We start from the raw sequence: 13,889 nt of genomic DNA, 5'->3' as shown, positions 1-13,889 counted from the left end.
CGATCCACACCGTCCCATAACGAGAAGCGACAGTCATGGCCAAGGGTAAATTCGAGCGCACCAAGCCGCACGTGAACGTCGGCACGATCGGTCACGTTGACCACGGCAAGACCACGTTGACCGCGGCGTTGACCAAGGTCGGTGCCGAGCGTTTCGGGGGCGAGTTCAGCGCGTACGACGCGATTGACCGCGCCCCGGAAGAGAAGGCGCGCGGCATCACCATCTCGACCTCGCACGTCGAGTACGAATCCCCGAATCGCCACTATGCGCACGTCGATTGCCCGGGACACGCCGACTATGTGAAGAACATGATCACCGGTGCGGCGCAGATGGACGGCGCGATCCTGGTGTGTTCGGCTGCGGATGGCCCGATGCCGCAGACCCGCGAGCACATCCTGCTGGCCCGCCAGGTGGGCGTGCCGTACATCGTGGTCTACCTGAACAAGGCGGACATGGTGGACGACGCCGAGCTGCTTGAGCTGGTGGACATGGAAGTGCGCGAGCTGCTGAGCAAGTACGAGTTCCCCGGCGACGACACCCCGATCGTGATCGGTTCGGCGCTGAAGGCGCTGGAAGGTGACCAGAGCGATATCGGCGTGCCGTCGATCATCAAGCTGGTGGACGCGCTGGACAGCTGGATCCCGGAGCCGGAGCGCGACGTGGACAAGGCGTTCCTGATGCCGGTCGAGGACGTGTTCTCGATCTCCGGTCGCGGTACCGTGGTGACCGGCCGCATCGAGCGCGGCATCATCAAGGTCGGCGAAGAGATCGAGATCGTCGGTATCCGTCCGACCGTGAAGACGACCGTGACCGGCGTGGAGATGTTCCGCAAGCTGCTCGACCAGGGCCAGGCGGGCGATAACGCCGGTCTGCTGCTGCGCGGCACCAAGCGTGACGACGTGGAGCGCGGCCAGGTGCTGTGCAAGCCCGGTTCGATCAAGCCGCACACCCAGTTCGAAGGTGAGGTGTACATCCTGAGCAAGGACGAGGGCGGCCGTCACACGCCGTTCTTCAAGGGCTACCGTCCGCAGTTCTACTTCCGCACCACCGACGTGACCGGCGCCTGCGAGCTGCCCGAAGGCGTGGAGATGGTGATGCCGGGCGACAACGTGAAGATGGTGGTCGAGTTGATCAACCCGATCGCGATGGACGAAGGCCTGCGTTTCGCGATCCGTGAAGGTGGCCGTACCGTCGGCGCCGGCGTGGTCGCCAAGATCATCAAGTAATCGCAATACGGCAGGTCGCATTGTTGCGAGCGACCTGCCGATACCACAAGCATCAATCCCGGCAGGGCGGCGTCAGCCGCCGTTGCCTTTTTCAGAACCAGTCAAATACGCCAGTAGCTCAATTGGCAGAGCAGCGGTCTCCAAAACCGCAGGTTGGGGGTTCAAGTCCCTCCTGGCGTGCCAAATGCGGAAGGTCGATTGAACAGCAAGGCTGAACAACACAAGTCCGCCGACGCCGGCGATATCCTGAAGTACGTGGTGGCGGTGCTCCTGGTCGTCGCCGGTATCTTTGCGTTCTACTGGTTCGAGCAGTTGCCGGGCGCGTTGCGCGCCTTGTTCGTGGCCGCGGGCCTGGTCGCCGGTGTGGTGGTCTTCCTGAGCAGCCACCTGGGTGGGCAAACCCTGGGGTTCCTCTCGGAGTCACGCTTCGAGTTGCGCAAGGTGGTCTGGCCAAAGCGCCAGGAAGCAACGCGCACCACGTGGGTGGTGGTTTTGGCAGTCGTGATCCTGAGCCTGATCATGGCCGGGTTCGACGTGGTCATACAGGCGGCCGTGAAATGGCTACTGGGACGCTGAGGAGATGACACAGGTGCAGACGCCAGACAACAACACGGGCAATGACGGCGGCGACGCGAACAGCGACAAGCGTTGGTACGTCGTCCACGCCTATTCGGGCTTCGAGAAAACCGTCGCGCAGGCTCTGCGCGACCGGATCCAGCGCGAGGAAATGCAGGATCGCTTTGGCGATGTGCTGGTGCCGACCGAAGAGATCGTGGAGATGCGTGCCGGACAGAAGCGCCGCTCCGAGCGCAAGTTCTTCCCGGGTTACGTGCTGGTGCAGATCAAGACGAACGACGAAAGTGGCATTCCGCGGATCGACAGCGAGTGTTGGCATCTGATCAAGGAGACCCCGAAGGTAATGGGTTTCATCGGTGGCACCGCCGACAGGCCGTTGCCGATCGCCGATCACGAAGCCGCCGCAATCCTGGACCGGGTGCAGGAAGGCGTCGAGAAGCCGCGGCCGAAGGTGTTGTTCGAAGCCGGGCAGATGGTTCGCGTGGTTGACGGTCCGTTCAATGACTTCAACGGCGTGGTCGAGGAAATCAATTACGAGAAGAGCCGCCTGCGCGTCGCAGTGCTGATCTTCGGTCGCTCGACTCCGGTCGAGCTGGAATTCGGTCAGGTCGAGAAGGCCTGACGGCAACAGATTCGCCGGGACGAGTGGTTCGCCCCGGCAACAACCGCGAGGAGCCCGTGGTCGAAAGATTCACTGGCGTCCGCACTCGCAGGAGCTGAGTAATGGCAAAGAAAGTAGTTGGTTATATCAAGCTGCAGGTCAAGGCCGGTCAGGCCAACCCGTCGCCGCCGGTGGGCCCAGCCCTCGGTCAGCGCGGTCTGAACATCATGGAGTTCTGCAAGGCATTCAACGCGGCGACGTCGAAGTTGGAGCCGGGATTGCCGACGCCGGTGATCATCACCGCGTACTCCGACCGCACCTTCACCTTCATCACCAAGAGCACCCCGGCCGCCGTGCTGCTCAAGAAGGCTGCTGGCGTCACGGCGGGCTCCAAACGCCCCAACACCGAGAAGGTCGGCAAGATCAGCCGTGCCCAGATCGAGGAGATCGCCAAGATGAAGGAGGCCGATTTGACTGCGGCTGACCTTGAAGCGGCGGTGCGGACGATTGCGGGTTCTGCCCGCAGCATGGGTTTGACGGTGGAGGGCTGAGACCATGGCAATGAGCAAGCGCAAGAAAGCAATCAAGGCGGCCATCGAGCCGGGCAAGTCCTACGCCTTTGGTGATGCCATCAAGATCGTCAAGACTGCGACCAAGACCAAGTTCGTCGAGTCCGTTGATGTCGCCGTACGCCTGGGCGTGGATGCCAAGAAGTCCGACCAGCAGGTGCGCGGCTCGACCGTGCTGCCAGCAGGTACCGGCAAGACCGTGCGCGTAGCGGTGTTCGCGCCGGCCGGTGCCAAGGCCGACGAGGCCCTGGCCGCTGGTGCCGAGGCTGTGGGCATGGATGACCTGGCCGAGAAGATGCAGGCAGGTGACTTGAACTACGACGTGGTCATCGCCACCCCGGACGCAATGCGCGTGGTCGGTAAGCTGGGCCAGCTGCTCGGCCCACGGGGCCTGATGCCCAACCCGAAGGTCGGCACCGTATCGCCGAACCCGGGTGAGGCGGTCAAGAACGCCAAGGGCGGCCAGGTTCGTTATCGCACCGACAAGGCCGGCATCATCCACTGCACGATTGGCAAGGCCGATTTCGACGATGCTTCGCTCAAGGGCAACCTGGAAGCGCTGCTGATGGATCTGATCAAGGCCAAGCCGGCGACGGCCAAGGGTCACTTCCTGCAGAAGATTTCGGTCAGCTCCACCATGGGCCCCGGCGTTGCCGTGGACCAGGGAACGCTGATCCTGAAGTAACGCAAGAATTTTGAGGGCATCGCCAAGGCTTCGGCCGCGGCGATAGCCGTCAAAGACCGTAGGCGCGGTCAGCGCGTGACGACGACGGGCACGGAAGCTCCTCACTGGCAGGGAATCGCCGTCGTCACCAGCGGGACTGCTTAATCCGGTTTCAGGTGGAGTCGCCGCAAGGACTTCACCGAGCCGGGCCTGCGTAGATGGTTGCCGACCCTCCAGACGTGTTTTTGCAAGTGTTGTCTTGGAAACGGCTACCACCCGGAGTGCCGCTTGCGGCATTCCCGGCATCGGGCCAAACGATGCCGACCGAGGACCGCTCCCGTGCATTTTGTGCGGGACGGAGTTGAAGTACGGAGGAGTGCAATGGCTCTTAATCTGACCCAGAAGCAGGAAGTCGTTGCCGAACTGGCCGAGGTCGCCGGCAAGGCGCACTCGCTGGTCGCCGCGGAGTACGTGGGTCTTACCGTCAGTCAATTGACTGACATGCGCAAGAAAGCCCGTGAGTCGGGCGTGTACTTGAAGGTTGCCAAGAACACGCTGGTCTCCCGTGCAGTGGAAAACACCGGTTACGCCGTCATCGCCGACGAGCTGACCGGTCCGCTGCTGTATGCCTTCTCGCAGGAAGATCCCGGTGCCGCGGGACGTCTGATCAAGGAGTTCGCGAAAGCGAACGACAAGTTGAAGCCGCGCCTGGTGTCGTTGGGCGGGCAGTTGTACCCGGGCTCCCATGTGGATGTCCTGGCGTCACTGCCGACCCGCGACCAAGCGCTGTCGATGCTGCTCAGCGTCATGTCCCAGCCCGCCACCATGCTGGTCCGCTTGCTCAGCGAACCGGCCTCGCAGGTCACCCGCGTCGTCAATGCGGCTGGCCAGGCGAAGGCGGCCTGAGGCCAACAGTTCGGTTTACGTTTTCCAGTCTTGAAACGCAGTACGACAATCAAGTCGTTTCCAATCTAGATAATCGAGGTTTTACAATGTCCCTGTCCAACGAACAGATCATCGAAGCGATCGCTGAAAAGTCCCTCATGGAAGTGATGGAGCTGGTGAAGGCGATGGAAGAGAAGTTCGGCGTGTCCGCCGCTGCCCCCGTGGCCGCTGCCGGTCCGGCCGCTGCTTCTGCCGCCCCGGCGGAAGAGCAGACCGAGTTCACCGTGACCCTGAAGGCCACCGGTGAGAAGAAGGTCGAGGTCATCAAGGTGGTCCGTGCGATCACCGGCCTGGGCTTGAAGGAAGCCAAGGACCTGGTCGAAGGCGCGCCGAAGGATGTGAAGGAAGGCGTGTCGAAGGACGAAGCCGCCAAGCTGAAGAAGGACCTTGAAACCGCTGGCGCCACCGTCGAAGTAAAGTAAGCAGTACTTGCGTCGCCGGGTAACATGGGCGACCAGCCAAGGCTGGGGGCGAAAGCCCCCGGCCTTTGGCCGTTGTTGCGGCATCTGCAATACCAGGTAACGAGTTGGTAGTTGGAAGTAGCAGGAGATGGCGTGCTGGTGCCGGCAATACCAGCGACTTCCCACTGGCAATTTTGCATTGTTCTTGCATCTCCCTATTCACGTATCCCCCAGGCTCGCGGACGCGCGACCCGATGCACACCGAGGCGGTAGCTCACCATGACCACAGCTTCCAAGACGACCATGAGCTCCAAGGTCCATTATTCATTCACTGAAAAGAAGCGCATCCGCAAGGACTTCGGCAAGAGCCGTTCGATCCTCGAGGTGCCGTTCCTGCTGGCAATCCAGGTCGATTCCTATCGCCGGTTCCTGCAGGAAGACGTGCCCCAGGCCAAGCGCAAGGAGCGCGGCCTGCATGCGGCGCTGAAGTCGGTGTTCCCGATCGCCAGCTACAGCGGCAACGCGGCGCTGGAATATGTCGGCTACAAACTGGGTGAGCCCGCGTTCGACGAACGCGAGTGCCGCCAGCGTGGCATGAGCTACGGCGCCCCGCTGCGCGTGACCGTGCGCCTGGTGATCTACGACCGTGAGTCGTCGACCAAGGCGATCAAGTATGTGAAGGAGCAGGAGGTCTACATGGGCGAGATCCCGCTCATGACCGGCAACGGCACCTTCATCGTCAATGGCACCGAGCGCGTCATCGTCTCCCAGCTGCACCGCAGCCCGGGCGTGTTCTTCGACCATGACCGCGGCAAGACCCACAGCTCGGGCAAGCTGCTTTACAGTGCGCGCGTGATTCCGTACCGCGGCTCGTGGCTGGACTTCGAGTTCGACCCCAAGGACGCGCTGTTCACCCGTATCGATCGTCGCCGCAAGTTGCCGGTGACCATTCTGTTGCGGGCGCTGGGCTACAACGACGAGGAAATGCTGGCCGAGTTCTTCGAGGTCAACACGTTCCACATCGATCCCACCGAGGGCGTCCAGCTTGAGCTGGTTGCCGAGCGTCTGCGCGGCGAGACCCTGGACTTCGACCTGGCCGATGGTGACAAGGTCATCGTCGAGGCCGGCCGCCGCATCACCGCGCGCCACGTCAAGCAGCTGGAGGCGTCGGGTATCGATGCACTGGCGGTGCCGGACGAGTACCTGGTCGGTCGCACCCTGTCCCACGATGTGGTCGATACCAGCACCGGCGAGCTGATTGCCGCGGCCAACGACGAGATCACCGAAGAGCAGCTGGAGCTGTTCCGCAAGGGTGGTATCGAGGTGGTCGGCACGATCTGGACCAACGACCTGGATCGCGGCGCGTTCATCTCCAACACGCTGCGGATCGACCCCAGCAAGACCCAGTTGGAGGCATTGGTCGAGATCTACCGGATGATGCGTCCGGGCGAGCCGCCGACCAAGGATGCCGCGCAGAACCTGTTCCACAACCTGTTCTTCACCTTCGATCGCTACGACCTGTCGGCCGTGGGCCGGATGAAGTTCAACCGTCGCATCGGTCGCAAGGAAGTCACCGGCGCCTCGGTGCTGTATGACGCCCGCTACTTCTCGCTGCGCAAGGATGAAGACTCCAAGCGGCTGGCGGCCGAGATCGGTGAAGGCTCCGACATCCTCGACGTGTTGAAGGTGCTGACCGAGATCCGCAACGGTCGCGGCATCGTTGATGACATCGACCACCTCGGCAACCGTCGGGTGCGTTCGGTGGGCGAGATGGCCGAGAACACCTTCCGCGTCGGTCTGGTCCGGGTGGAGCGTGCGGTCAAGGAGCGCCTGTCGATGGCCGAGGCCGATGGCCTGACCCCGCAGGACCTGATCAACGCCAAGCCGGTGGCGGCCGCGGTCAAGGAGTTCTTCGGCTCCTCGCAGCTGTCGCAGTTCATGGATCAGAACAACCCGCTGTCGGAAGTCACCCACAAGCGCCGCGTGTCGGCTCTTGGGCCGGGCGGCCTGACCCGCGAGCGTGCCGGATTCGAGGTGCGCGACGTGCACCCGACCCATTACGGCCGCGTGTGCACCATCGAAACCCCGGAAGGCCCGAACATCGGTCTGATCAACTCGCTGGCGGTGTTTGCCCGCACCAACGAGTACGGCTTCCTGGAGACGCCGTACCGCAAGGTGGTGGATGGCAAGGTCACCGACGACGTCGAGTACCTGTCGGCGATCGAGGAGAACGAGTACGTCATCGCCCAGGCTAACGCGCCGCAGGATGACAAGGGCGTGTTGTCGGAGCTGTTCGTCGACTGCCGCTACCAGGGCGAGTCGATGCTCAAGCCGCCCGCCGAGGTCCACTTCATGGACGTCTCGCCAATGCAGACGGTGTCGGTTGCCGCGGCGCTGGTGCCGTTCCTGGAGCACGATGACGCGAACCGCGCACTGATGGGCGCGAACATGCAGCGCCAGGCCGTGCCGACCCTGCGTTCGCAGAAACCGCTGGTGGGTACCGGTATCGAGCGCGCCGTGGCGCGTGACTCGGGCGTGACCGTGAACGCGTTGCGCGGCGGCACGATCGAGCAGATCGATGCGGCGCGCATCGTGGTCAAGGTCAACGAGGACGAGATCAGCAGCGAGACCGATGCCGGTGTCGATATCTACAACCTGATCAAGTACACCCGTTCCAACCAGAACACCTGCATCAACCAGACCCCGCTGGTCAACGTGGGCGATGTGATCGCCCGCGGCGACGTGCTGGCCGATGGTCCCTCGACCGATATCGGCGAGCTGGCCCTGGGCCAGAACATGCTGATCGCGTTCATGCCGTGGAACGGCTACAACTTCGAGGATTCCATCCTGCTGTCGGAGCGGGTGGTGCAGGAGGATCGTTACACCACGATCCACATCGAGGAGTTGACCGCGGTAGCGCGTGACACCAAGTTGGGGCCGGAGGAGATTTCTGCCGACATTCCCAACGTCTCCGAAGAGGCATTGAATCGCCTTGACGAGTCCGGTGTGGTCTACATCGGCGCCGAAGTGCGCGCCGGCGACATCCTGGTCGGCAAGGTCACGCCCAAGGGCGAGAGCCAGCTGACCCCGGAAGAGAAGCTGCTGCGCGCGATCTTCGGCGAGAAGGCCAGCGACGTGAAGGACAGCTCGCTGCGCGTGCCGCCGGGCATGGACGGCAACGTCATCGACGTGCAGGTCTTTACCCGTGACGGCATCGAGAAGGACAAGCGCGCCAAGCAGATCGAGGAATCGGAGGTTCGCCGGGTCAAGAAGGACTTCGACGATCAGTTCCGCATCCTCGAGGCGGCGATCTACAGCCGTCTGCGCAGCCAGTTGATCGGCAAGGTTGCCAATGGCGGTTCCGGACTGAAGAAGGGCGAGACCGTGACCAGCCTGGTGCTGGACGGACTGTCCCGCAAGGACTGGTTCAGCCTGCGCATGAAGGACGAGTCGGCCGTCGAGGCGATCGAGCGCGCGCAGAAGCAGATCGACGTGCACGAGAAGGAATTCGAGCGCCGGTTCGCCGACAAGCGCGCCAAGATCACCCAGGGCGATGACCTCGCACCGGGCGTGCTGAAGATGGTCAAGGTATTCCTGGCAGTGAAGCGCCGGATCCAGCCAGGCGACAAGATGGCCGGCCGCCACGGCAACAAGGGTGTGGTCTCGACCATCGTGCCGGTGCAGGACATGCCGTACATGGCCAACGGCGAGACGATCGACATCGTGCTCAACCCGCTGGGCGTACCGAGCCGAATGAACATCGGCCAGGTGCTGGAAGTCCATCTGGGCTGGGCGGCCAAGGGGCTGGGAGAGAAGATCCAGCGGATGCTCGACGCGCAGGCCAAGGTGACCGAACTGCGCAAGTTCCTCGACGAGATCTACAACCACGACGTCAAGCTGCACGGACAGCGGGTCGACCTCAAGCAGTTCAGTGACCAGGAGTTGATGGCACTGGCAGGCAACCTGACCGACGGCGTGCCGATGGCGACACCGGTGTTCGACGGTGCCGAAGAGCTGGAGATCAAGAAGATGCTTGAGCTGGCGGACCTGCCGATCAGCGGCCAGACCACCTTGCATGACGGCCGTACCGGTGAGGCGTTCGACCGCCAGGTCACCGTGGGCTACATGCACATGCTGAAGCTGAACCATCTCGTCGACGACAAGATGCATGCCCGTTCGACCGGGCCGTACTCGCTCGTCACCCAGCAGCCGCTGGGCGGCAAGGCGCAGTTCGGCGGCCAGCGCTTCGGCGAGATGGAAGTCTGGGCACTGGAAGCCTACGGTGCGGCCTACACGTTGCAGGAGATGCTGACGGTGAAGTCCGATGACGTGCAGGGACGCAACCAGATGTACAAGAACATCGTCGATGGCGAGTACGAAATGGTGGCCGGAATGCCGGAGTCCTTCAACGTGCTGGTGAAGGAAATCCGTTCGCTCGCGATCAACATGGAGCTGGAAGAGAACTGAGAAAAACGGAGCGGTGAACGCCGCGCACCGCGCGTTCCCCGCTCCGAGTCGGTAATCCCAGCCCCTTGACGATTTACTCCTCCACGGAGAAAGAAAAATGAAAGACCTGCTCAACCTTTTCAACCAGCAGCGTCCGGCGCTCAACTTCGACGCGATCAAGATCGCGTTGGCGTCGCCGGACCTGATTCGTTCGTGGTCCTTCGGCGAGGTCAAGAAGCCCGAGACCATCAACTACCGCACCTTCAAGCCCGAGCGCGATGGCCTGTTTTGTGCCGCGATCTTCGGGCCGGTCAAGGACTACGAGTGCCTGTGCGGCAAGTACAAGCGCATGAAGCACCGTGGCGTTGTGTGCGAGAAGTGCGGCACCGAGGTCACCCTGGCCAAGGTTCGCCGCGAGCGCATGGGCCACATCGACCTGGCGTCGCCGGTCGCGCACATCTGGTTCCTGAAGTCGCTGCCCAGCCGCATTGGTTTGATGCTGGACATGACCCTGCGCGACATCGAGCGGATCCTGTACTTCGAGGCGTTCGTCGTCACCGAGCCGGGCCTGACCCCGTTCGAGCGTGGCCAGCTGCTCAACGAAGAGCAGTACATGCAAGCACGCCAGGAGCACAGCGATGACTTCGACGCCGCGATGGGCGCCGAGGCGGTCTATGACCTGCTGCGCACCCTCGACCTGCCGGGCGAGATGGTGCAGCTGAAGGAAGACATCGCCGCCACCGGCTCGGAAACCAAGCTCAAGCGCCTGACCAAGCGGGTCAAGCTGGTCGAGGCGTTCCTGGAGTCCGGCAACAAGCCCGAGTGGATGATCATGACGGTGCTGCCGGTGCTGCCGCCGGACCTGCGTCCGTTGGTGCCGCTGGACGGTGGCCGCTTCGCGACCTCCGACCTCAATGATCTGTACCGCCGCGTCATCAACCGCAACAATCGCCTGCGCCGCCTGCTGGAGCTCAATGCGCCGGAAATCATCGTGCGCAACGAGAAGCGCATGCTGCAGGAGTCGGTGGATGCGCTGATGGACAACGGCCGCCGCGGCCGCGCCATCACCGGTACCAACAAGCGCCCGCTGAAGTCGCTGGCCGACATGATCAAGGGCAAGCAGGGCCGGTTCCGCCAGAACCTGCTGGGCAAGCGCGTCGACTACTCCGGTCGTTCCGTCATCGTGGTCGGTCCGTACCTCAAGCTGCACCAGTGCGGCCTGCCGAAGAAGATGGCGCTGGAGCTGTTCAAGCCCTTCATCTTCGCCAAGCTGCAGCGTCAGGGCCTGGCCACCACCATCAAGGCGGCCAAGAAGCTGGTCGAGCGTGAAGAGGCCGAGGTCTGGGACATCCTGGAAGAGGTGATCCGCGAGCATCCGGTGCTGTTGAACCGTGCTCCGACCCTGCATCGCCTGGGCATCCAGGCGTTCGAGCCGGTGCTGATCGAAGGCAAGGCAATCCAGCTGCATCCGCTGGTCTGCACCGCGTTCAACGCCGACTTCGATGGTGACCAGATGGCCGTCCACGTGCCGCTCTCGCTGGAAGCCCAGCTGGAAGCGCGTGCGCTGATGATGGCGTCCAACAACATCCTGAGCCCCGCCAACGGCGAGCCGATCATCGTGCCGTCGCAGGACGTCGTGCTGGGCCTGTATTACATGACCCGCGGCCTGGAGAACAAGAAGGGCGAGGGCATGGCGTTCGCCAACGTGTCCGAGGTCAAGCGTGCCTACGACAACCGCGTGGTGGAACTGCACGCCAAGGTCAAGGTGCGGATCACCGAGTCGGTGGTCCAGGAAGACAGCGAGGCCGGTAAAGGCGAGCGCGTGACCAGGACCTCCATCGTCGACACCACCGTCGGCCGGGCGTTGCTACAGGAAATCCTGCCCGACGGCCTGCCGTTTGTGTTGGCCAACGTCGAGTTGACCAAGAAGAACATCAGCCGCCTGATCAACTCCAGCTATCGCCTGCTGGGCTTGAAGGACACGGTCGTGTTCGCCGACCAGCTGATGTACACCGGCTTTGCCTACGCGACCCGCGCCGGTGTCTCCATCGGCATCGATGACATGCTCATCCCGGATGCCAAGAAGGGCATCCTGGAGGAGGCCGAAACCGAGGTCCTGGAAATCCAGGAGCAGTACCAGTCGGGTCTGGTCACCGCCGGCGAGCGTTACAACAAGGTCGTCGATATCTGGTCGCGCACCAATGAGCGCGTGGCCAAGGCCATGATGGACACGATCGGCACCGAGAAGGTCCAGAATGCGAAGGGCGAAACGATCGACCAGAAGTCGATGAACTCGGTCTACATCATGGCCGACTCCGGCGCCCGTGGTTCGCAGGCGCAGATCCGCCAGCTGGCCGGCATGCGTGGCCTGATGGCCAAGCCTGACGGCTCCATCATCGAGACGCCGATCACCGCGAACTTCCGTGAAGGCCTCAACGTCCTGCAGTACTTCATCTCGACCCACGGTGCACGAAAGGGTTTGGCCGATACCGCGTTGAAGACCGCGAACTCCGGTTACCTGACCCGTCGCCTGGTCGACGTGGCGCAGGACGTGGTGATCACCGAGGACGATTGCGGCACGCTCGATGGCCTGATGATGACCCCGATCGTTGAAGGCGGTGACGTGGTCGAGCCGTTGCGTGACCGTGTACTGGGTCGCGTCGTGGCCGAGGATGTGTTCCTGCCGGGCAATGACGACGATCCGATCGTCACCCGCAACACGCTGCTGGACGAGGCCTGGGTACAGAAGCTCGAAGACGCCAGCGTGCAGCTGATCAAGGTGCGTTCGACCATCACCTGCCAGTCCTCGTTCGGTGTATGTGCCAGCTGCTACGGCCGTGACCTCGGTCGCGGACACATCGTCAACCATGGCGAGGCGGTGGGCGTGGTGGCGGCGCAGTCGATTGGTGAGCCGGGTACCCAGCTGACCATGCGTACGTTCCACATTGGTGGTGCGGCATCGCGAGCGGCGGCGATCGACAACGTGACCGTCAAGACCACCGGTTCGATCAAGTTCAACAACCTCAAGCACATCGAGCACGGTGCCGGCCACGTGGTGGCGGTATCACGCTCGGGCGAGTTGTCGGTGCTTGACGTCCACGGCCGCGAGCGCGAGCGTTACAAGCTGCCGTACGGCGCGACCATCGACGTCAAGGATGGCGCGGAAATCAAGGCCGGCCAGCAGGTCGCGCACTGGGACCCGCATAACCATCCGATCGTGTCGGAAGTGGCCGGTTTCGTCCGCTTCGTGGACTTCGTCGACGGCATCACCGTGATCGAGAAGACCGATGAGCTGACCGGCCTGGCGTCGCGCGAGATCACCGATCCGAAGCGCCGCGGTTCCGCGTCCAAGGATCTGCGTCCGATCGTGCGCATCGTCGACAAGAATGGTGATGACCTGGTCATTCCCGGTTCCGACCTGCCTGCGCAGTACCAGTTGCCGCCGCGCTCGGTGGTCAACCTGCAGGACGGTGCACCGGTGGGCGTTGGCGACGTAGTGGCCAAAATTCCGCAAGAGGCGTCCAAGACCCGCGATATCACCGGTGGTCTGCCACGCGTCGCCGATCTGTTCGAGGCGCGCAAGCCGAAGGATCCGGCAATCCTGGCCGAGCGTTCGGGCATGGTCAGTTTCGGCAAGGAAACCAAGGGCAAGCAGCGCCTGGTGATCACCGATTCCGATGGCACCGAGCACGAGGAGCTGATTCCCAAGTACCGCCAGATCATCGTGTTCGAAGGTGAGCACGTCGAAAAGGGCGAGACCGTGGTGGACGGCGAGCCGACTCCGCAGGATATCTTGCGCTTGCTGGGTGTCGAGCCGCTGGCCGTCTACCTGACCAAGGAGATCCAGGACGTGTACCGCCTGCAGGGCGTGAAGATCAACGACAAGCACATCGAGGTGATCGTCCGGCAGATGCTGCGCAAGGTCGAGATTACCGACCAGGGCGACAGCAAGTTCCTGCACGGCGAGCAGGTCGAGCGCCAGCGCTTCGTCGAAGAGCACGCCAAGGTTCTCGCGGCCGACGGGATTGTCCCGCAGTACAACCCGGTCTTGCTGGGTATCACCAAGGCATCGCTGGCGACCGAGTCGTTCATCTCGGCGGCGTCGTTCCAGGAGACCACGCGCGTGCTCACTGAAGCCGCCGTGCGCGGTACCCGTGACAACCTGCGCGGCCTGAAGGAAAACGTGATTGTGGGTCGTTTGATCCCGGCCGGTACCGGATTGGCGTACCACGCGCAGCGTCGCAAGAACGCGTCGGGATTGACCGACTCGGAGATGGAGGCGCTGTCGGCGCCAGTGGCGCCCGAAGCGGCCGCGACCGATGTCGGCGAGGAGTCCAGCGCTTCGTAATACCGTAGTGTCGTGGTGGCTCCCAGGAGCCACCCCAGATCACCAAATGAGGTGCAAGGAGCGCCTCGTGTTGGGCCCAGGGCAGGGCGGGATCAGGAATGTTCGCGGGGCCG

At 63.0% G+C, this 13,889-nt stretch carries 9 protein-coding genes and 1 tRNA gene; all 10 read left to right on the top strand.

Going from position 1 to position 13,889, the window contains the following annotated elements; translation table 11 throughout:
• Window positions 1-35 precede the first annotated feature (35 nt).
• The 10 genes from tuf (at window position 36) to rpoC (ending at window position 13,776) form a co-directional block, all read left to right on the top strand.
• On the top strand, window positions 36-1,226 hold the full coding sequence (tuf, locus tag ACW5DN_RS08365; protein ID WP_456962243.1) for an elongation factor Tu: 1,191 nt from the start codon (window positions 36-38) through the stop codon (window positions 1,224-1,226).
• Between the two features lie 107 nt (window positions 1,227-1,333).
• Window positions 1,334-1,409, top strand: a tRNA-Trp gene (locus ACW5DN_RS08360).
• A gap of 15 nt (window positions 1,410-1,424) precedes the next feature.
• The gene (gene secE, locus ACW5DN_RS08355) at window positions 1,425-1,802 is read left to right on the top strand and encodes a preprotein translocase subunit SecE (protein ID WP_456962242.1); all 378 of its coding nucleotides are present in this window, start codon (window positions 1,425-1,427) and stop codon (window positions 1,800-1,802) included.
• Window positions 1,803-1,815: 13 nt separating this feature from the next.
• Window positions 1,816-2,424 (top strand): transcription termination/antitermination protein NusG, encoded by a 609-nt coding sequence (nusG, locus tag ACW5DN_RS08350; protein WP_456962241.1) that lies wholly within the window; start codon window positions 1,816-1,818, stop codon window positions 2,422-2,424.
• Between the two features lie 101 nt (window positions 2,425-2,525).
• Window positions 2,526-2,954 carry a 50S ribosomal protein L11 gene (gene rplK / locus ACW5DN_RS08345; RefSeq protein WP_456962240.1) on the top strand — a complete coding sequence of 143 codons (429 nt, stop codon included), beginning with the start codon at window positions 2,526-2,528 and terminating at the stop codon, window positions 2,952-2,954.
• 4 nt (window positions 2,955-2,958) lie between these two features.
• Window positions 2,959-3,657, top strand: a complete 699-nt coding sequence (gene rplA, locus ACW5DN_RS08340; protein ID WP_456962239.1) for a 50S ribosomal protein L1 — start codon at window positions 2,959-2,961, stop codon at window positions 3,655-3,657.
• Between the two features lie 360 nt (window positions 3,658-4,017).
• On the top strand, window positions 4,018-4,542 hold the full coding sequence (gene rplJ, locus ACW5DN_RS08335; protein ID WP_456962238.1) for a 50S ribosomal protein L10: 525 nt from the start codon (window positions 4,018-4,020) through the stop codon (window positions 4,540-4,542).
• Between the two features lie 86 nt (window positions 4,543-4,628).
• On the top strand, window positions 4,629-5,003 hold the full coding sequence (gene rplL, locus ACW5DN_RS08330) for a 50S ribosomal protein L7/L12 (RefSeq protein ID WP_456962237.1): 375 nt from the start codon (window positions 4,629-4,631) through the stop codon (window positions 5,001-5,003).
• A gap of 282 nt (window positions 5,004-5,285) precedes the next feature.
• Window positions 5,286-9,449: a DNA-directed RNA polymerase subunit beta gene (gene rpoB, locus ACW5DN_RS08325; protein WP_456963001.1), complete on the top strand. Its 4,164-nt coding sequence runs from the start codon at window positions 5,286-5,288 to the stop codon at window positions 9,447-9,449.
• Between the two features lie 97 nt (window positions 9,450-9,546).
• Window positions 9,547-13,776 (top strand): DNA-directed RNA polymerase subunit beta', encoded by a 4,230-nt coding sequence (rpoC, locus tag ACW5DN_RS08320; RefSeq protein ID WP_456962236.1) that lies wholly within the window; start codon window positions 9,547-9,549, stop codon window positions 13,774-13,776.
• Window positions 13,777-13,889 lie beyond the last annotated feature (113 nt).

Source organism: Lysobacter sp. A289 (assembly GCF_054072675.1).
Note: the sequence above shows the minus strand (reverse complement) of the source record. Positions and strands in the feature narration are given on the sequence as shown.

Coding starts and splice junctions, on each gene's coding strand:
- rpoC (WP_456962236.1), top strand. CDS start 9,547: ATGAAAGACCTGCTCAACCTTTTCAACCAGCAGCGTCCGGCGCTCAAC.
- rplK (WP_456962240.1), top strand. CDS start 2,526: ATGGCAAAGAAAGTAGTTGGTTATATCAAGCTGCAGGTCAAGGCCGGT.
- rplL (WP_456962237.1), top strand. CDS start 4,629: ATGTCCCTGTCCAACGAACAGATCATCGAAGCGATCGCTGAAAAGTCC.
- rplJ (WP_456962238.1), top strand. CDS start 4,018: ATGGCTCTTAATCTGACCCAGAAGCAGGAAGTCGTTGCCGAACTGGCC.
- tuf (WP_456962243.1), top strand. CDS start 36: ATGGCCAAGGGTAAATTCGAGCGCACCAAGCCGCACGTGAACGTCGGC.
- rplA (WP_456962239.1), top strand. CDS start 2,959: ATGGCAATGAGCAAGCGCAAGAAAGCAATCAAGGCGGCCATCGAGCCG.
- rpoB (WP_456963001.1), top strand. CDS start 5,286: ATGAGCTCCAAGGTCCATTATTCATTCACTGAAAAGAAGCGCATCCGC.